Genomic DNA, 18,954 nt, shown 5'->3' with positions numbered 1-18,954 from the left:
GTTCTTTTTTGCGGCAGCGTGCGTGGCCTTAGGCAAACGCCTTGGCTGGCTCGCCGCTCAAGCCGGCTGCTTCACGCAGCAGCAGCGCCTTGTCGGTCGCTTCCCAGCTGAACTCCGGCTCTTCGCGGCCGAAGTGGCCGTACGCGGCGGTCTTTTCGTAGATTGGGCGCAGCAGGTCCAGCATCTGCACGATGCCCTTCGGACGCAGGTCGAAATGCTCCTGCACGAGCTTGGCGATCTGCTCGTCCGGGATCACGCCCGTGCCTTCCGTGTACACCGTGATGTTGATCGGGCGTGCCACGCCAATCGCGTAGCTCACCTGCACCTGGCACTGGCGCGCCAGACCGGCGGCCACCACGTTCTTGGCCACGTAGCGCGCGGCATAGGCGGCCGAGCGGTCGACCTTCGACGGGTCCTTGCCCGAGAACGCGCCGCCGCCGTGCGGGGCCGCGCCACCGTACGTGTCGACGATGATCTTGCGGCCGGTCAGGCCGCAGTCGCCTTGCGGGCCGCCGATGACGAAGCGGCCGGTCGGGTTCACCAGGTACTTGGTGTCCGCCAGCATGTGCGAAGGCAGCACCGGCTTGATGATCTCTTCGATCACGGCTTCGCGGATGGCCTCTTGCGACATCTCCGGCGCGTGCTGGGTGGACAGCACCACGGTATCGACGCTGTGCGGCTTGCCGTCCACATAACGCACCGTCACCTGGGACTTGGCGTCCGGGCGCAGCCAGGGCAGGCGGCCGTCGCGGCGCAGTTGCGACTGGCGCTCGACCAGGCGGTGCGCGTAGTAGATCGGGAAGGGCATCAGCTCGGGCGTTTCATCGCACGCGTAGCCGAACATCAGGCCCTGGTCGCCGGCGCCCTGGTTCAGGTAGTCGTCCGATGCGCGGTCGACGCCTTGCGCGATGTCCGGCGATTGCTTGTCGTAAGCGACGAGAACGGCACAGCCCTTGTAGTCGATGCCGTATTCGGTGTTGTCGTAGCCGATGCGCTTGATGGTTTCGCGCGCAACGTGGATGTAGTCGACGTTGGCCGTCGTGGTGATTTCACCCGCGAGCACCACCAGGCCGGTGTTGCACAGCGTTTCTGCTGCGACGCGCGCATATTTGTCCTGGGTGAGGATGGCGTCCAGGATGGCGTCGGAAATCTGGTCGGCGACCTTGTCGGGATGGCCCTCGGAGACCGACTCCGAGGTGAAGAGGAAGTCGTTTGACACGGCTGTTAGCTCCAGATTGGCTATCACGTTGCCAATCCGCTAAGCCACGGCCGGCGACGCTTTAGCGGTATTTAGCAACCTTGCCGAGGTTTGTGGCCAAGCAAGGATTCGCCCCGCAAGTTGTCAGTTAACTCGGCGAATCGCGCTATTATACGCGGCACTTTTCGGGGCCGCAGCAAGGCCTGCCAAGACCCTGCTCCCCTGTCGACTGCGACCAACACATTGCAGCGTACGCACGCATGACCTTCCTCTACTGGCTGTTTTCTCGCCTGCCCCTGTCAGTGCTGCAGGCGCTGGGCGGCTGGCTGGGAGCGTTGGCCGCCAAGGTGCCCGGCCGCTATCACGACCGGCTCATCGCCAACTTCCGCCACGCCTATCCCGACGTTACGCCCGCCATGCTCAAGGAGGCCGGGCGCTCCGCCGGCCGGATGGTGTTCGAGATGCCGTACTTCTGGGTGCGCAAGAACGGGGCGGACGTCGCTCCGCACCTGTTCGACGTCTGCCGAACCATTATTGAGCGCGCACTTGCCGACGGGCGCGGCCTGATCTTCCTCACGCCGCATCTGGGCTGCTTCGAGGTGCTGCCGCAGGCTTATGCGCGCGAGCATCCGGTCACCTCGCTGTTCAAGCCACCGCGCAAGGAAAGCCTGCGCACCTGGATCGAGCACATGCGCGCGGGGCCGAACATGCAGATGGCCCCGGCAGACCCGCGCGGCGTGCGCATGCTGGTGCGCGCGCTCAAGCGCGGCGAGGCCATTGGCATCCTGCCCGACCAGACACCCACCGGCGGCGAGGGCGTATGGGCGCCGTTCTTCGGCAAGCCCGCCTATACGATGACGTTGGTGCACCGCTTGCATCGCCTGACAGGTGCGCCGGTCGTGGCCCTGTTTGCAGAGCGACTGCCGCGCGGCGCGGGCTACCGCTTGCACGTGGAAAACATCGGCGATCTGCCCGAAGACGCAACGCAGGCCGCCACGCGCATCAACGCCGCCATCGAAAAGTTGATTGCCGTGGCGCCGACGCAATATCTCTGGGGCTATAACCGCTACAAGCATCCCAAGGGCGCGGACGCTCCGCCCGCTGCCTGACACTGCTGCCTTTATGGAACGTTTCTCTGCCAAACTCGGACTCGGCTTCTTGTGGCTGTTGTCCTTCCTGCCGTACGGTTTTGTCGCGCGATTTGGCGAAGGCCTGGGCGGGCTGCTGTACCGCATTCCCAATGGCCGTCGCCGCGTGGTGCTGGCCAACTTGCGCGCGTGCTTTCCCGAGAAGTCCGACGCCGAGCGCGAAGCTATGGCGCACGACGTCTTCCGCAAGGTCTTCCGCAGCTTTGCCGAGCGCTCGTTTGCGTGGTTCGCATCGGAAAAGCGCCTGATGCGCGTGGTAAAGATCGACGACCAGGCCAACCTGCCGGCGCTGCATGGCCAGCCGCACATTCTCGTGACGCTACATCTGTCGGGCGTGGAGATTGGCGCGCTGGCGCTGACGGACTACCTGCGCAAGCACGTGGGAAACGCAGGCTGCTCGCTATACACGCGCATGGCCAACCCGGTGCTGGACGATGCCATCAAGGCGCTGCGCAGCCGCTTTGGCGCGACCATGGTGTCGCGCAACGAAAACATCCGCCAGATCATGCGCACCATCAAGCGCGGCGAGGCATTGCAGCTCATCTCGGACATGGATTTCGGCGAGCGCGACTCGGAGTTCGTGCCGTTCTTTGGCGTGCCGGCGCTCACGCTCAACGCCATTCCGCGCATGGCGTCGATGACGGGCGCCAAGGTCATCCCGATGTACACCGAGATCCTGCCCAACTACGAGGGCTATGCGCTGCGCATCCTGCCCGCGTGGGAGAACTACCCCACCGGCGATCTGACCGCCGACACGCGCCGCATGAACGCCTTCTTTGAAGACGCGATCCGCCCGCGCATCACCGAGTATTACTGGGTGCACAAGCGCTTCAAGCACCGCCCCGAGGGCATGCCGGGCATTTATTGATGCCGGGAGCCGGCCCGGGGCAACCGCGGCCGGCTCGCTTTAGAATGGGCGTTTTCCGAACGCTCATCGCCGCATCTGTGCGGCCTGCCATGAAACTGCACTTCACCAAGATGCACGGCGCGGGTAACGACTTTGTCGTGCTCGACGGCATCCAGACCCCGATCGACTTCACGCCCGAGCAATGGGCTGCCATTGCCGACAGACACTTCGGCGTAGGGGCGGACCAGCTGCTGCTGGTCGAGCGTTCGACACGGCCCGACGTCGATTTCCGCTATCGCATCTTCAACCACGACGGCGGCGAGGTGGAGCACTGCGGCAACGGCGCACGCTGCTTCGTCAAGTTCGTCACCGACCGCGGTTTGACCGACAAGCGCACCGTGCGTGTGGAAGTCATGAACGGCATCGCCACCCTGACGATGCAGGACGACGGCCAAGTCACAGTCGACATGGGCGCGCCTGTGTTCGAGGCGGCGCGCCTGCCGTTTCTGCCTGAAGGTCTGCCCACCCGCGTCGAAGGCGACGACACGCAGCACGCGCTGCAGATCAACGGCCGGACTGAATGGCTGTCCACGGTGTCGATGGGCAACCCGCACGCCGTGCAGATCGTCGACGACACGGAGGCCTTTCCCGTGCTGGAAGACGGCCCGCTGATCGAGTCGCATGCCGTGTTTCCGCGTCGCGTGAATGCGGGCTTCATGCAGATCGTCGATCGCCATTCCGTGCGCCTGCGCGTGTACGAGCGCGGCGCGGGCGAGACACTTGCTTGTGGGACCGGCGCGTGCGCAGCGGTGGTGGCCGGCATCCGCCGCGGCCTGATCGATTCGCCCGTCAAGGTGGCCACACATGGCGGCGATCTGACCATCGCGTGGGCGGGCGTCGGCCAGCCGGTCATGATGACGGGCCCCGCCACAACCGTCTTTGAAGGCACGCTGGACCTCGATGCACTCAAGCTGACCGCCGCCGCGCATTGATACGCGGATACCGCACGGCGGCCGGCGCGTACGTCAGAACAACAAGGCAACAAGGAGGTACCGTGGCATCCAGCGGCAAGAACCCGATTGACTCCTGGTATTTCGACGGCAGCAGCAAGTTCAAGATTGCCAAGTTCGATCCTGCCGCCAAGCCGTGTACCACGGGCAGTAAGGCGGGTGACCTGGCACGGCTGGCCGAACTCTCCGCGCGCATAGAGGCATTCCAGGACATTTTTTACGCTGAGCACCGGCGCAAGCTGCTGGTCGTGCTGCAGGGCATGGACACCGCCGGCAAGGATGGCACAGTACGCACGGTGTTCCGTGCGCTCGACCCGCTCGGCCTGCGCGTGGTGGGCTTCAAGGTGCCCACGCCGCTGGAGTTGGCGCACGACTTCCTCTGGCGCATACACGCACAGGTGCCGGCCGCTGGCGAGATCGTCATCTTCAATCGCAGCCATTACGAAGATGTGCTCGTCACTCGCGTGCATGGCGATATCGATGCCGCCGAGTGCAAGCGCCGCTACGCTCACATCAACGCGTTCGAGCAGATGCTGGCCGAGACCGGTACCACCCTCATCAAGTGCTTTTTGCATATCTCCAAGGACGAGCAGCGCGACCGGCTGCAGGAGCGTATCGACGATCCGCAAAAGCACTGGAAGCTCGGGATGGCGGACATTGAAGAACGCAAGCTCTGGGATGGCTACATGACCGCCTATGAAGATGCCATCAATGCCACGGCAACCCCGCACGCGCCCTGGCACATCATTCCGGCGAATTCCAAGTCGCATCGCAGCCTGATGGTGGCGGAGATTCTGCTGCAGGTGATGGAGCGGCTGAAGCCGGAGTATCCGGCGGGGAATCCGGCGTTTACGGGGTTGAAGATCGAGTAGTTGTTGGGCCTTGTTGGTCCATCCCGGCAGGGGATGAACCAAAGGCCAAACCAAAAAACAAAAACCCCGGTGAACCACTTCCGCCGGGGTTTTCCAACAACACCAAAACTTTAAATCGCGCTAACGCCGTACTTATCGCGATAAGCCGCAGCCTTCTCCCGATACCCTGCCAGCGCGGGATCGCCCGCGTTATCGAGATACCCCAACAGGTCGTCGAGGTTGGCAATCGACACAACCGGCATGCCGTATTGCGCCTGCACATCCTGCACCGCAGAGCGCTCGCCGATATCCACAGCGTTGCCGCTACGCTCCATCCGATCCATCAGGATCAGCACGGCGGCCGGCGTCGCACCAGCAGCGCGAATCAGCTCAACCGACTCGCGCACCGAGGTGCCGGCGGAAATCACGTCATCGACGATCACCACGCGCCCCTGCAGCTTCGCGCCGACCAGGCTGCCGCCTTCGCCGTGGTCCTTGGCTTCCTTGCGGTTGTACGCAAAACCGACGTTGCGGCCGAGGCCCGCCAGCGCCACGGCGGTGGCCGACGCCAGCGTGATCCCCTTGTAGGCCGGCCCAAACAGCATGTCGAACTCGACACCCGAGTCCAGCAGGGTTTTCGCATAGAATTGCGCGACTTGGCCCAGCAGCGCACCGTCTGCGAACTTGCCGGCGTTGAAGAAATAGGGCGACGTCCGCCCCGCCTTGGTCACGAATTCCCCGAACGACAGCACGCCGGCTTCCACCGCAAAGCGGATGAAGGATTGGCGCAACTCGCTGTTTTGGCTCATCTTTTTTCTCTGGTCTGCAAAAAAGTCCCGCCATGTTACGCATCATTTCCGCCAACCTCAACGGCGTTCGCTCCGCTGCCAGCAAAGGCTTTTTTGAATGGATGGGCAAGCAGGACGCCGATTTCGTCTGCGTGCAGGAACTGAAATGCGCGCAAGACGACATGACGCCAGAATTCCTGGCGCCGCACGGCTACCACGGCGTGTTCCAGCATGCGGTGAAGAAAGGCTACAGCGGCGCAGGCCTGTACACGCGCCACAAGCCGGACGAAGTCATCGTCGGTTTCGATAACGGCGAATTCGACGCCGAAGGCCGCTATGTCGAAGCCCGCTACGGCAAGCTGTCGATCATCTCGGTCTACGTGCCGTCGGGCTCCAGCGGTGAAGAGCGCCAGCAGGCCAAGTTCCGCTTCATGGACCTGTTCATGGAGCACCTCAAAGACCTGCGCCACGAAAAAGGCCGCGAGGTCGTGCTGTGCGGCGACGTCAACATCGTCCACAAGGAAATCGACATCAAGAACTGGAAGGGCAACCAGAAGAACTCCGGCTGCCTGCCCGAAGAGCGCGCGTGGCTGACCAAGCTGTTCGACGAGGTCGGCTATGTGGATGTGTTCCGCACGCTTGATCAGCGCCCCGAGCAGTACACCTGGTGGAGCAACCGCGGTCAGGCATACGCAAAGAACGTCGGGTGGCGCATCGATTACCAGATCGCCACGCCGGGCATTGCCGCCACAGCGCGCCGTACGTCGATCTTCAAGGACATCAAGTTCAGCGACCACGCGCCGCTGACGATCGATTACGACGCCAAAGTGCATTGGTAAGCGGTAAGTAAATCACTTTATTGCGCTGCCGCAGAAAATTCTCCGTCAGCCGCTACAATGCAAAACTCACGCGCCGGCACCGCTTGCCGGCGTTGTCTTTGGCCCCCAGTTTTTTAGCGAGATCACCATGGCATTCAAGGTTTTCGTCGACGGTCAGGAAGGCACCACCGGCCTTCGCCTGCTCGACTATCTGTCGCAGCGCGACGATATCGAGCTGCTGCGTATCGCCGACGACAAGCGCAAGGATTCCGCCGAGCGCGCCAAATTCCTGAATGCCGCCGATATCGCATTTCTGTGCCTGCCGGACGTCGCCTCGCGCGAGGCCGTGTCGCTCGTCAATAACCCGAACACCTGCATCATCGACGCCAGCACCGCGTTCCGCACGTCGGACGACTGGGTCTACGGCCTGCCGGAACTGGCCCAGGGCCAGCGCGAGCGCCTGCGCACCACCAAGCGGATCGCTGTGCCGGGCTGCCATGCCAGCGCCTTCGTGCTGCTGATGCGCCCGCTGGTGGATGCGGGCATCGTGCCGGCCGACTACCCGGTCACCGCGTTCTCGCTCACCGGCTACAGCGGCGGCGGCAAGCAGATGATTGCCGATTACTTGGCAGCCAATAACCCGAAGCTCGACAGCCCGCGCCCGTATGCGCTGGCGCTGGCGCACAAGCACCTGCCGGAGATGCGCGTGCAGAGCCGGCTGAGCCTCGCGCCGATCTTCACGCCGGTGGTCGGCAACTTCCTCAAGGGCCTGGCCGTGACGATCGGCCTGCACCCGCAGCACCTGGCGCGCAAGGTGAGCCCGACGGACATCGCTCGCGTGCTGGCCGATTACTACCAGGGCGAGCAGTTCATCCGCGTGGCGCCGGCCGACAACGTTGCGACGCTCGACAATGGCTTCTTCGACGTGCAGGGCGCCAACGACACCAACCGTGCCGACCTGTTCGTGTTCGGCTCGGACGAGCGCATGGTCGTCACCGCGCGCCTGGACAACCTGGGCAAGGGCGCGGCCGGCGCGGCGGTGCAATGCATGAACGTGCACCTGGGCGTGGATGAGGCGACGAGCCTGCATGTGGAAGCGCCGATTCCCGCAGCCGGTGCCGAGCACGCCGTGCGCGAAGCGGCTCCGGGTTTTGCGAGCTGATTGCCAGCTGAGCTGAAACGAAAAACGCGCCTTCGGGCGCGTTTTTCTTTGGTGGTGCGACTTACCTGCTTTGCGCGCCGGCCGGGATGTTGAACAACATGCCGCCGCCGTTGCCGCCCGCCATCACGCTCGGCGTCACGCCGTTCCACTTCTCGATGGCGGCTCGCTCGAGCTTCAGGCGCTCCCACGCCAGCAGACGGTCATCCAGCGACGAGGCGAGCGCATGGTTGGCCGCAGCTTCGCCTTCGGCAATCGCCACTTTCTTCTTGGCCTCGGCCTGGGCGGAGCGCACTTCGTTCTCGGTGCGGATCGCGTCCTGGATGGCCTTGGTCTTGGCGCTCACCGCATCGAGCAACGAGCGCGGCGGGCGCAGCGAGCCGACGATGCCGAACTGCTTGATCGACACGCCCAGCGGTGCAAGCCGCGCGTCCAGCTCGTTGGTCAGCCGCGCGACGAATTCTTCCTTCTTGCCGCCGTTCACGTCATCAAAGTTGTATTCGGAGCCGATGGCGACGATCACGTTGCGCGCGGTGTCGCGCAGGTAGCCGTGCGTGAACGTCTCGATGCGATCGGCGCGGAAGTTGGTGTAGAACGCCGGCACTTTCTCACGATCGAGCTGGTACGAAACAGCCACGTCCACATTCACGGGCACGGCGTCCTTGGTGTTGAACGTCAACTCTTCGTTGAGCGCGCGGCCTTCATTCACGTCTTGCGTCCAGATCACGCGCTGCACATACGTCGGGTACTGGATGATCGCCGTCTGCACGGGGTTGTAGAACACGAACCCGGTGACGACGTTTTCATGCGTGATGCCGCGATCGACGAGCCGGTTGATCTTGATGCCCGTGTAGCCGGGCGGAATGATTTGCCAGTTCAGCAGGAAAGTCCGCCCGATGGCCAGCGCCGCAATGGCGCCAAAGACGAGCGCGAGCAGTTTGACCGGCAGCTTGCTTGCCGTGACTTGAGGCATGAGGGTTCCCCTTGCTTGTTGGTTTGCTTCTGAGGTGTGGCTGGCGGGGCGGGCGCTGCTTACGCAGCGGCCCGCTTGCTGGCGCAGGAATCGTCAGCGATTCCCGTCAGGGATGGCCGCGCCCGGTGGGCGGGTGGTGGCAAGCGCGCTTGCCAATGATGATGAGGCGGTGAGCTTCAATACGGCCGAGGTGGCGCATTGCGATGCCCGGATGTTGCGATGCACAAAGTATAGGCGGGCGCCCGATTTTTGCGCCCCTCCGGAAGCACTAGAGCGCGGCTTCGAATGCGCGGGCGGCGCTGGCGTTCTGACGCCGAATCAGGCGTCGCCGGGGTTGATGCGCGCGGGGTTCCAGCCCAAGGCGTTGTACACGTGATACCGCGCGATGCCGATCCACTCGTGCAGCGCGAAATCCGTCAGCGCAAAGTTGTACGCCATCGGCAAGGGCGATGCCGCGGCTTGCAGATCGTCGGCGCGCACGGGCACCGGCGCCATGCCGAAGTGGGTGAAATACAGCAGGCTGCGCCGAAGATGGATGGCCGACGAGACGAGCACCGTGCGATCCGCCGCGTATTGCGCAAGCACCGTGCGCGAGAACTGCGCGTTCTGCCACGTGTTCATGCTCTTGGGCTCCATCAGCACGTCGGCCTTGTCGACGCCGAGGGCGACGAGTTCGCGGCCGTAGACCGTGGCTTCCGACTCGCCGTGGTGACGGGCATCGCCACCGCTGACCAGGATCTTGCAATCGCCGTCGGCCTTGCGGCAGGCCTGGTACAACTGCGCGGCTTCCACCATGCGCGGGTAAGAGAACAGCCCCGGCTCTACTGCATCGCCCACGCGGAACGTACCCGCGCCCAGCAGCACGATGGCGTTGCGCGCGCCCCATTGGATGTGCGGCTCGTTCTCGAACGGCTTTTCCAGCGAATCGAGCAGCCACGCCGGCACCGGCCCGCAGCCGATCGCCATCACCAGCACACCCGAGAACACCGCCAGCCCGCGCGCAGCCCGACGTCGGCCGCGGGCTGCACACACCGCTGCCACGATCACCAGCACACACAGGATGGTCAAGCTCACACGTTCCTCCAGGTTGGCGCGCTATGCGCATACGTGAGGAGGCATCGTAAAGAGGAATGAACGGTTGCGCGACCCGTCTGCTTACGGGGTTGTTGCGGCTGGCTGCGGATTGGCTGAAGGCAGCAATCGGATGTGCCTGTCACTCCGCCGCGCCAATCTTCCCCAGCAACGCACGCAACATCGACCGCTCGGCCGGGCCCAGCGCCGCAAGCATGCGCTCCTCCGTTTCGACGTGGGAGGCAACGAGCCCGTCAATCAGTTCAAAGCCTGCATCGGTGAGGGCGATCTGCAGGCCGCGCCGGTCCTCGGGATCGGTCCTGCGGACAATGAGGCCGCGAGTTTCCAGCCGGTCAAGCCGATTGGTCATGGCCGAAGTCGACAACATCATGTCCTTGGCCAGGGCTGATGGCGACAGCGCCTCTTCGCGGCCATTGCGGCGCAGGGTGAGCAGCACGTCAAATCCGGCCATGTCGAGCTCTGCCTCGGCCACGTTGGCGACGACCGCCTGCCGCAGACGTTCGCCCGCGCGCCAGATTTCACCGCAGACCGCCATCGGGCTCGGGTCGATGTCCGGACGCTCGCGACGCCACTGCGCGAGAATGCCGTCCATCGGCCCGCCTTGTGCCGGCGCTGAATTGCCTTGACCCATCGAACACCCCATCCTAGTATTTCGACATCAAACTACTTGATGTCGAATTTTAAAAATCGTACCGGGTTTGCGGGCCTCCAGCAATCGGCCTGCGTACGGCTTGCGTATTTCCAGCTCTTTTTGCAGGCAATTATTTCGACATCAAATTACGTTACGTGGAGATTTCTTATGCCGTTTAACCGTCTGGCTGCGATGTTGGCCACAGCCTTGGCGCCCATGCTGTGGGGCACCACGTATCTCGTCTTTACGCAGACGCTCCCTGTCAGCCACCCGTTGCTGGTCGGCGCGCTGCGTGCGCTGCCGGCTGGCGTGCTGCTGATGCTGCTGGGCCCTGGCCTGCCACCGCGAAACAAGCTGTTGCCGCTGCTTTTTCTCGGGCTGGCGAACATCGGCGTGTTCTTCGCGCTGTTGTTTGTGGCGGCGCAGCGCCTGCCGGGCGGCGTGGCGGCGACGATCATGTCGGCGCAACCGCTTGTGGTCGCGCTGCTCGCGTGGCCGTTGCTCGCTCGCAAGCCGCGCCCGGCGCAACTGGCGGCAGCGCTGGCGGGGTCGGTGGGTGTGGGGCTGCTGATTCTCGGCCCGGCGGCCAAGCTGGATGCAATCGGCGTGGCGGCGGCGCTGGCTGCTGCGTTCTCGATGGCGATCGGTACCGTGCTCATCGAACGCTGGGGCCGTATCGGTACGCCGCTGGCCGTTGCGGCATGGCAACTCGCGCTCGGCGGGCTGGTACTGCTGCCCGTGGCGTTGTTCGTGGAAGGTCTGCCGCCCGCGCTCACGGCGCGTAACGCGGTGGGCTTTGCGTACCTCATCGTCATCGGCACGGCGTTGGGCTACTGGCTGTGGGTGCGCGGCATCGGCGTGCTCGGCGCGGACGTGACATTCCTTTCGCTGCTCAGCCCGCTGACGGCGACGGTGCTCGGTGCGCTGGTCTTGGGCGAATGGTTCAGCCCGATGCAGACGGCCGGGGCAGTGCTGATCCTGGGCGCGACGGTGGCGGGGATGGCGTTGTCGCGGCGGGCGAAGGCGGCCGCACAAACAACAAGCCCCGCGAGGCCGGCAAAGGCTGCGGGGCTGGTTGAGCGGTGAAGCTGCTCGCGGTGCTTACTGGACCGACTTCGTGACGTACGAGAAGCTCTTCAGGTAGGTAGTCGGCGCCGTGCCCTTGTACGCGTAGCTGATCTCGCACTTGACGGTACGTTGCCCATCGACATCCCACCAGCAACGTTCGTCCAGGTCATAGGCCGCCGTTCCGGTCGAGCCGCCTTGCAATTGGCTGTCGTTGGAGTTGGTCGTCGCAATCACGTGGTGGATGCGCAATGTATTGAGCGTGCCCATGGGCGTGACCAACGGTTCGTAGGCTTCTACGGTCGACGTGATGCTGGATTGTTCCTGGTAGCCGGCCACACACCCGTATTGCCATGAGGCGGACCATGTTTTGCCCACGAACAGCGGGAAGTTCACCAGCGGGCGCTTGGGGGTGTAGCGGCAGACGTTGCCGTTTTGGTAGGTGCGCGACAGGCGGTTGGCATCAAGGTCAGACGTATAGCTCTCATCGGCCGCACCATCCAGGGTCGAAGTGGTGGAGGTCACGCCTGCGGTGGTATCAACATTGACGGTGGTGCTGGCTCGCTCATGCACATCCGTCGTGCCGTTCAGGCGCGAGTTTGTCTCCGTTTGGGTGATGACGCGTCCCACTTTGGGCGTTCCTGCCGTGTACTCATGCGGCGTCACCGTCACCGTCACCTTGGCCGACTTGCTCGCGTCCTTGGCCGACGTCACGGTCACCGTGAACGTGCCGCCCGGCGGGCTCTTCAGGCCGGCGGTCCAGCTTTGTGTGCTGGCACCCTTGACGGACACCTCGGTATTGCTCGTCGCATCGCCGGACTTCCAATTGACGTCGGTGCTGCTGTCCAGACGCAGGTCCTGCCCAGACTTGACCGTCAGCGTCGCAGTTTGGCCGCTGCTTGCGCTAAACGTTTGCACCTTGGTGCCGCCAACGGTTGCGCTGACCGAAAAGCTGTTCGGGTCAGCAACACCGCCGTCGCCGCTATCGCCGCCGCCACCGCAGGCGCTTAGCGCGCATGCCAGTGCAATTCCTGTAAATCCCTTGCCCCATGCCTTCATTTTTGTACGTATCCCTGTTGCTGTGATTTTTGTGGAGATTTGTGCGCAGAAAATCTGCCGGCGCAGCGTACAAGCGGCGCGAATTTGTTTTCTTAGGATTTGCTTAGTGCGGGGTGACTCCCCACTAACTGGTGGGCGTGCTGGTGATTAAGGCGATTGCGAAAGCAAAACGCGCTGCAAATCGAGGGGATATGCGCCTGAGCAGAGCATGCTGTGCGCAAGAACGGCTACCAATGTGTCTCTCGAGCGCATCGCTATGCAATCGGACGGCTTATCGAAGCTGACGCGCGGTAATACGTTGATGATTATTTACCGCCGCACCATTGGCCGCATCGGCGCCTCATCGCCATTATCAACAGGCGCGGCGCCCAGATATTGCATGTTCGACCGATATTCCGGCAGCTTCGCCATCGTCATATGGCGCGCGTCGGCAAATAGCGTGAGCGTTTCGGGCAAATGGCGCGACAGCACGGCCATGCGCGTGCGTCCCGATGGATGTGTCGACAGAAACTGCTTTTGCTCCGTCCCGCCAATCGAGCCCATTTTCTGCCACAGGGTGAGCGCGGCGCGGGGGTCGTAGCCGGCGCGCGAGGCGATGTCCATGCCGACCAGGTCGGCCTCGGTTTCCTCCGCACGCGAGAAGGCCAGCAGGTGCATCTTGGCGCCTTCGCCCAGGTCGGTATCGCCCCGGTTGCCGAAGCCGAACAATTGCGAGATGACGTTGGCGCCAAGGTTGGTGATCTCGCGCTGGCCGGCGCGGGCGCGGGCGTGCTCGCGCAGCGCATGGGCGATCTCGTGGCCGAGCGCCATGGCGAGTTCGTCGTCCGTCAGCTTGAACTGTTCGAGCAGCCCCGAAAACACGGCGATCTTGCCGCCGGGCATGCAGAACGCATTCACCTGCGACGAGCCGATCAGGTTGACCTCCCACTGCCAGTGCGCGGCGTCGGGGTTCCAGCGCGGCGCCTGCGGTGTGAGCCGCCGGACGATGCCGCGAATGCGGATCAAGTCGGGCACGTTGTCGGGCGCGAGCGCGCCTTCGTGGGCCGCGTTGTCGATGATCCCTTGGTATTCGGCCAGTGCGCGCTTGTCGATTTCTTCAGCGGGAATGACGAGGCGGATGTTGGGCGACGTGGTGGTCGGCGCTTCCAGCTTTACGCCGTCGGCCGGCACGGGCAGCGGGCCATCCATGGCGGTTGCCCACGCAGAGAGCGCGAGGCCGATAGCGGTCAGCAGGGAGCGTGTGGCGCGGGGCATATGGGTAAGGGGCCGAATCCGTGCGACATAATATCGGCCAACGCACCGCGCCACGCTACGTGGCAACCCGCATTCGCCTTCCCCACCGGCCCGCCGCATGACCTTCCACGATTACCTCGATATTTTCCGAAACCGCCGCATCGGCGCGATGTTGCTGCTGGGCTTTGCCTCCGGCCTGCCGCTGGCGCTCACCTCGGGCACGCTGCAGGCGTGGATGACGGTGGAAGGGCTCGATATCCGCACCATCGGACTGTTCTCGCTGGTGGGGCAGGCGTACATCTTCAAGTTCCTCTGGGCGCCGCTGATGGACCGCTTCACGCCGCCCCTCATGGGCCGCCGTCGCGGCTGGCTGGTCCTGACGCAGGCCGGGCTGGTGGCGTCGATTGCCGCCATGGCCTTCACGCCGCCGCACGCCGCGCTCTGGGCGCTGGCGGGGCTGGCCGTGCTGGTGGCGTTTTTGTCCGCGTCGCAGGACATCGTCTTCGATGCCTACAGCACCGATGTGCTGCATTCGAGCGAGCGCGGTGTCGGCGCGGCCGTGAAGGTGCTCGGCTACCGGCTGGCGATGCTGGTGTCGGGCGGCCTGGCGCTGTATCTGGCCGATCGCGTCATGGGCTGGAGCAACATGTACCTGCTGATGGCGGGGCTCATGGCGTTGGGCATCATTACGACACTGTGGTCGCCGGAGCCTGAGGTGTCGGCGCGCCCGCCGCGCAGCCTGCAGGAAGCGGTGGTCGGGCCGCTGCGGGACTTTTTCTCGCGCCGCGGCGCGTGGGCGCTGCTGGCGCTGATCGTGCTCTACAAGCTGGGCGATGCGTTTGCGGGCAGCCTGTCGACTACCTTCCTCATCCGCGGCGTGGGCTTTTCCGCCGGCGAGGTCGGCATCGTCAACAAGACGCTCGGCCTGGCGGCCACCATCGTGGGCGCGCTGTATGGCGGCACGCTGATGGTGCGGCTGGGGCTGGTGCGCGCGCTGCTGCTCTTTGGCGTGCTGCAGGCGGTGTCGAACCTGGGCTACTGGGTGCTGGCCGTGACGCCGCAGCATCTGTGGACGATGGGGGTGGCCATCGGCATCGAGAACATCTGCGGCGGCATGGGCACGGCGGCTTTTGTGGCCTTGCTGATGGCGCTGTGCAACCGGTCGTTCTCGGCGACGCAGTATGCGTTGCTGTCAGCGCTGGCTTCCATCGGCCGCGTGTACGTCGGACCAACCTCGGGCTACCTTGTTGAAGCCTATGGATGGCCTGCGTTCTATCTGATGACCGTGGCGTTTGCCTTCCCCGGCCTGGTCCTGTTGTGGTGGATGCGCAGCACGATCGGCCGCTATGAGGCCGAGCAGAACGAACGCGCCTTGGAAGCCCAAGCGGCCAAGGCCGCGTCAGCCTGATCGACTAACCCAAGCGGTTCGAGCGGTCGGCATCCGTAAAACCGGCCAGCGGCAGTGCCGCATCGATGCCTTTGCCCAGCGCAATGGCCTTGAACAGTTCGCCCATTTCCGCTTCCGACAGCAGCTTCTGCACGGCGTTGGCCGCCGGCAGAAACTGCATCGGGTCGGACGGATCAAGCGTCATCAGCAGCTCGCCGACGCCGGCGCTCAGCAGAAAGCGCGCCTGGCTCGTATAGCCGAGCAGTTCCAACCCGGCTTCCTGCCCCGCTTGGGCAATCCCTGAAAAATCGACGTGCGCGGTGATGTCCTGCAGGCCGGGCAGCCAGAACGGATCGTCGTGCGCGTGCTGCCGGTAGTGGCACATGAGCGTGCCGTTGGCGCGGTGCGCGTGGTAGTACTCGGCGGCCGGGAAACCGTAGTCGATCAGCAGCAGCAGACCGCGCTCGAGTGCCGCGCCGGCGCTGCGGATGAAGCCTTCGGCGGCTTCGTGCGATTCGGTGACGAGATCATCCGTGCCGGGCAGGGCAGCCAGCTTGGCAGGCACTTCCGACGGATCAACGAGCCGGTCTTCCCATTGCAGGCCGTTGTCGGCATCGAGCACCACGCCGCGCTGGTGCCACACGCCGGCGCGCCGCGCCCACAGCGACACGGGCATCGCATCAAGCACTTCATTGCCGATCATCACGCCAGTCAACGGCGCGGGCAACGTGTCATGCCACTGCGCGAGGGCCCCCAGCTCGGGGCCCAGCGCGTTCAGGCGTTCCTGCTGGCGCTGGCGAAGCTCGCCAGAGAGCTCGACGATGCCATAGCTGTCGGGCCGCGCGCCCAGCGCATCGAGTTCGGTGAGGATATCGGCGGCCAGCTTGCCGGTGCCGGCGCCAAATTCCAGCACGTGGCGCTGGCCTTCGGGCAATGTCTGCAGCACCTGCGCGATCTGGTGCGCCACGGTGCGGCCGAAGAACGGTGTCAGTTCAGGCGCGGTGATGAAGTCGCCGCCGTCTTCCACGCGGCGGCCGAATTTGGCCGCGCCGCCGCTGTAATAGCCCAGGCCGGGCGCGTAGAGCGCCAGTTCCATGTAGCGGTCGAATGGAAGCCAGCCGCCGGCGGCCGCAATGGCGTCGGCGATCACGGCGAACAGGTGCGCGGACTGCGCCTGCGCCGCCTCGTTGGGAAGCGGTAGACTCACGGTTTTGCTCATCGGCGAATTGTAAACAATGGCGCAGACGCCCAACCAGTCCACTGCGGAATCGGCCGCAGAATCCGCTGCACAGCGGCGCATCGCCCTCGTCACGGGCGCAGGCCGCCGCGTGGGGCGCGTCATTGCCCTGGCGCTGGCCCGGCACGGCTGGGACGTGGCCGTGCATTGCCACCGCTCGCGTGCCGAGGCCGACGCCGTGGCCGCCGAGATCGTCGCCATCGGCCGCCGCGCCGCCGTGCTGCAGGCCGACCTGTCGGACGAAGCCGCCGCCGGACGCCTGATTGCCGATTGCATCGCTGCACTGGGTACGCCCACTTGCCTGGTCAACAACGCGTCGCTGTTCCAGTACGACGTGGCGACCAGCTTCAGCTACGCGTCGCTCGATACGCACATGCGCACCAACGTGGCGGCGCCGCTGCTGCTGTCGCGCGAGCTGCACCGTGCGCTGACGGCCGATGGCGCCCAGGGCCACGGCGTCGTCATCAATCTGCTCGACCAGAAGCTCGACAATCTGAACCCGGATTTCCTCTCGTACACGCTGTCGAAGGCGGCGCTGTCGACGGCCACGATGCAGCTGGCGCAAGCGCTGGCACCGGCGTTGCGCGTGGTGGGCGTGGCGCCGGGCATCACGATGGTGTCGGGCGACCAGTCGCAAGGCGGATTTGCGCGCGCGCACCAGATGACGCCGCTGGGCCAGTCGTCCACGCCGGAAGACATCGCCGATGCGGTCTGCTACCTCGCCACCGCCCGCGCCGTGACCGGCACTACGCTGTTCGTCGACGGAGGCCAGCACCTGATGCCGCTGGCCCGCGACGTGATGTTCCTCACTGAATAATTCTTCCCCCGGACGCCCCATGCTTTCCCTGCTATCCCACCCGCGCCTGTCGCACTGCCGCCGCATGTTCCTGCGCAACTACGAAGTGCAGATCAACATCGGCGTGCACGAATTCGAGAAGAAGGGCGAGCAGCGCGTCCTGATCAACATCGAGCTGTACGTGCCGCTGGAGCATTCGTCTCCCACGGAAGACAAGCTGCACGAAGTGGTGGATTACGACTTCATGCGCGAGACCGTGGCGCGCCGCATGGCGCAAGGCCATATCCATCTGCAGGAGACGCTGTGCGATGACGTGCTGACTGCGATGCTCAAGCACCCGCATGTGCTGGCTGCGCGGGTGTCGACGGAGAAGCCGGATGTGTATCCGGATTGTGAGTCGGTGGGGGTGGAGGTGTTTCGGATTAAGGATCAGGCGTAAGCGGCTGTTCTTTGTTGGTGGTTCGCCCCTTGTTTCATCCCCTGCCGGGGCTGACTCACTTTCTTTGTCTTGCCAAAGAAAGTAAGCAAAGAAAGGCGCGCCCGAGATGGCGACTTCCCCTTGAATTTATGTCGCAGAGAGGGGAAGGGAAAAACTCGCTGCGCTCAGACAGTTTCCCTTCCTTTTTCCTCCCTGCAACAGAAATTCAAGGCGCCATCTAGGGCATCAACGGCCAGGCCGTTGGTGTGCGGGCGTTGGTGCCTGGGGTTTGGCGGCTTAAGCCGCCGTCGCGTATTCGCGGCGCTGGGCGTGCAACGCGCCCGCTACGCTGGCCAGCAGGTCCAGGGCCAGACGCGCTGTGATCCCGCCCTTGTCGTGGCGCGGGTTGTATTCCACCAGTTCGAATGCGGCGAAACGTGCATCGCGTGCGCAGGCCGCGAGCGCCTGGGCCATGCCGTAAGCGGTGAGGCCGTCCGTTTCGGGTGTGCCGACGCCGGGTGCGACGGCGGGGTCGAAGGCGTCGAGATCGAGTGTCACGCCAAAGGCCGCAGTGCCCGATTTGACCTGCCGGATGGCGTCGGCCATGACGGCGCGCAGGCCGTTGCGTGCCACTTCGGCGGCGTCGATGACGCGCACGCCGAGCAGATCCAGCAACGCGCGTTCGGCCGGTTCATAGCTGCGCGCGCCGATCACCACGACGTGTTCAGGCAACAGCTTTGGCGCGGCATCTCGGATTTGCGTGAGGGCCGCGGCGCCGTGGCCGAGCAGCGCCGCCAGCGGCATGCCGTGGATGGCGCCGGAATCGCTGGTCTGCGGTGTGTGGCTGTCGAGGTGGGCGTCGATCCAGATCAGGCCGAGCGGACCCTTCGGTCGCAAGGCGTTGGCCACGCCGGACCACGTGCCGATGGCGCACGAGTGGTCGCCGCCGATCACCACGGGCACATGCCCCTGGTGCACGCTGTGCGCTGTCGCATCGCCAAGCGCGCGCGAGAAACCCGCAACGCCCGGGAGCGCCGCCAGGCGCGCCGAGCGGCTGTGCCCGGCCGACGTCGCCAGTTCGATGTCGTGCACGAGCGCAGCGTGCGTGTCCGGCGTCTGCAACCGCGCCAGAGCGCCGGCTTCGAGCAGCGCACGCGGGCCGTCCTTGCAGCCGTCGTCTTGCGCGCCGCAGCCGATGGCCGCGCCGATCAGATCGATGATGGTCATGTCACTCCCCTTGCGAG

Annotated in this window: 19 protein-coding genes; 10 read left to right on the top strand and 9 right to left on the bottom strand. The window is 64.7% G+C overall.

What is annotated here, in order from left to right; all coding sequences use genetic code 11:
• Nucleotides 1-28 precede the first annotated feature (28 nt).
• A complete protein-coding gene (gene metK / locus ACTJK6_RS08450; protein ID WP_232041657.1) occupies nt 29-1,219 on the bottom strand; it encodes a methionine adenosyltransferase in 1,191 nt (396 codons plus the stop codon).
• Between the two features lie 239 nt (nt 1,220-1,458).
• Here metK and ACTJK6_RS08445 point away from each other — a divergent pair, with 239 nt between their 5' ends.
• The 4 genes from ACTJK6_RS08445 (at nt 1,459) to ACTJK6_RS08430 (ending at nt 5,075) form a co-directional block, all read left to right on the top strand.
• On the top strand, nt 1,459-2,307 hold the full coding sequence (locus tag ACTJK6_RS08445) for a lysophospholipid acyltransferase family protein (protein ID WP_440076535.1): 849 nt from the start codon (nt 1,459-1,461) through the stop codon (nt 2,305-2,307).
• Nucleotides 2,308-2,320: 13 nt separating this feature from the next.
• Nucleotides 2,321-3,214 (top strand): lipid A biosynthesis lauroyl acyltransferase, encoded by an 894-nt coding sequence (locus ACTJK6_RS08440; protein WP_232041659.1) that lies wholly within the window; start codon nt 2,321-2,323, stop codon nt 3,212-3,214.
• An 89-nt stretch (nt 3,215-3,303) separates the two neighbouring features.
• Nucleotides 3,304-4,185, top strand: coding sequence for a diaminopimelate epimerase (dapF, locus tag ACTJK6_RS08435; protein ID WP_260803789.1), 882 nt, complete (start codon nt 3,304-3,306; stop codon nt 4,183-4,185).
• Between the two features lie 62 nt (nt 4,186-4,247).
• Nucleotides 4,248-5,075, top strand: coding sequence for a polyphosphate kinase 2 family protein (locus ACTJK6_RS08430; RefSeq protein ID WP_440838705.1), 828 nt, complete (start codon nt 4,248-4,250; stop codon nt 5,073-5,075).
• A gap of 110 nt (nt 5,076-5,185) precedes the next feature.
• On the opposite strand, the gene pyrE is transcribed toward ACTJK6_RS08430, so the two are convergent.
• Nucleotides 5,186-5,863: an orotate phosphoribosyltransferase gene (gene pyrE / locus ACTJK6_RS08425; protein WP_004635818.1), complete on the bottom strand. Its 678-nt coding sequence runs from the start codon at nt 5,861-5,863 to the stop codon at nt 5,186-5,188.
• Nucleotides 5,864-5,895: 32 nt separating this feature from the next.
• Here pyrE and ACTJK6_RS08420 point away from each other — a divergent pair, with 32 nt between their 5' ends.
• Nucleotides 5,896-6,681, top strand: a complete 786-nt coding sequence (locus ACTJK6_RS08420) for an exodeoxyribonuclease III (RefSeq protein ID WP_232041663.1) — start codon at nt 5,896-5,898, stop codon at nt 6,679-6,681.
• A 127-nt stretch (nt 6,682-6,808) separates the two neighbouring features.
• Entirely contained in the window at nt 6,809-7,822 is a 1,014-nt protein-coding gene (argC, locus tag ACTJK6_RS08415) for an N-acetyl-gamma-glutamyl-phosphate reductase (RefSeq protein ID WP_343620870.1), read from the top strand.
• Nucleotides 7,823-7,883: 61 nt separating this feature from the next.
• Here argC and ACTJK6_RS08410 read toward each other — a convergent pair whose 3' ends face one another.
• From ACTJK6_RS08410 to ACTJK6_RS08400, 3 genes are all read right to left on the bottom strand, one after another.
• Nucleotides 7,884-8,792 (bottom strand): prohibitin family protein, encoded by a 909-nt coding sequence (locus ACTJK6_RS08410; RefSeq protein ID WP_322017128.1) that lies wholly within the window; start codon nt 8,790-8,792, stop codon nt 7,884-7,886.
• A gap of 318 nt (nt 8,793-9,110) precedes the next feature.
• On the bottom strand, nt 9,111-9,866 hold the full coding sequence (locus ACTJK6_RS08405) for a YdcF family protein (RefSeq protein WP_316870242.1): 756 nt from the start codon (nt 9,864-9,866) through the stop codon (nt 9,111-9,113).
• A gap of 139 nt (nt 9,867-10,005) precedes the next feature.
• Nucleotides 10,006-10,476 carry a MarR family winged helix-turn-helix transcriptional regulator gene (locus ACTJK6_RS08400; protein ID WP_373407668.1) on the bottom strand — a complete coding sequence of 157 codons (471 nt, stop codon included), beginning with the start codon at nt 10,474-10,476 and terminating at the stop codon, nt 10,006-10,008.
• Nucleotides 10,477-10,683: 207 nt separating this feature from the next.
• On the opposite strand from ACTJK6_RS08400, the gene ACTJK6_RS08395 reads away from it, so the two are divergent.
• On the top strand, nt 10,684-11,601 hold the full coding sequence (locus ACTJK6_RS08395; RefSeq protein WP_414560028.1) for an EamA family transporter: 918 nt from the start codon (nt 10,684-10,686) through the stop codon (nt 11,599-11,601).
• 15 nt (nt 11,602-11,616) lie between these two features.
• Here ACTJK6_RS08395 and ACTJK6_RS08390 read toward each other — a convergent pair whose 3' ends face one another.
• Complete coding sequence (locus ACTJK6_RS08390) at nt 11,617-12,639, bottom strand: hypothetical protein (RefSeq protein ID WP_414560030.1); 1,023 nt, start codon at nt 12,637-12,639, stop codon at nt 11,617-11,619.
• 309 nt (nt 12,640-12,948) lie between these two features.
• On the bottom strand, nt 12,949-13,893 hold the full coding sequence (locus ACTJK6_RS08385) for a M48 family metallopeptidase (protein WP_440838703.1): 945 nt from the start codon (nt 13,891-13,893) through the stop codon (nt 12,949-12,951).
• 97 nt (nt 13,894-13,990) lie between these two features.
• Here ACTJK6_RS08385 and ACTJK6_RS08380 point away from each other — a divergent pair, with 97 nt between their 5' ends.
• Entirely contained in the window at nt 13,991-15,280 is a 1,290-nt protein-coding gene (locus tag ACTJK6_RS08380; protein WP_440838702.1) for a muropeptide transporter, read from the top strand.
• A 4-nt stretch (nt 15,281-15,284) separates the two neighbouring features.
• Here the strand turns inward: ACTJK6_RS08380 and ACTJK6_RS08375 are convergent, their stop codons facing one another.
• Nucleotides 15,285-16,478 (bottom strand): class I SAM-dependent methyltransferase, encoded by a 1,194-nt coding sequence (locus tag ACTJK6_RS08375; protein WP_440815154.1) that lies wholly within the window; start codon nt 16,476-16,478, stop codon nt 15,285-15,287.
• 16 nt (nt 16,479-16,494) lie between these two features.
• On the opposite strand from ACTJK6_RS08375, the gene ACTJK6_RS08370 reads away from it, so the two are divergent.
• Nucleotides 16,495-17,313, top strand: a complete 819-nt coding sequence (locus ACTJK6_RS08370) for an SDR family oxidoreductase (RefSeq protein ID WP_260803798.1) — start codon at nt 16,495-16,497, stop codon at nt 17,311-17,313.
• A gap of 19 nt (nt 17,314-17,332) precedes the next feature.
• On the top strand, nt 17,333-17,731 hold the full coding sequence (locus ACTJK6_RS08365; RefSeq protein WP_045205029.1) for a dihydroneopterin aldolase: 399 nt from the start codon (nt 17,333-17,335) through the stop codon (nt 17,729-17,731).
• 276 nt (nt 17,732-18,007) lie between these two features.
• Here ACTJK6_RS08365 and ACTJK6_RS08360 read toward each other — a convergent pair whose 3' ends face one another.
• Complete coding sequence (locus tag ACTJK6_RS08360; RefSeq protein ID WP_440838701.1) at nt 18,008-18,937, bottom strand: arginase; 930 nt, start codon at nt 18,935-18,937, stop codon at nt 18,008-18,010.
• Nucleotides 18,938-18,954 lie beyond the last annotated feature (17 nt).

This window comes from Ralstonia sp. 22086, from assembly GCF_052045975.1.
Taxonomy (GTDB): Bacteria; Pseudomonadota; Gammaproteobacteria; order Burkholderiales; family Burkholderiaceae; genus Ralstonia; species Ralstonia wenshanensis.
The sequence above is the reverse complement of the archived record's forward strand: the minus strand, read 5'-3'. Positions and strand labels throughout refer to the sequence as shown.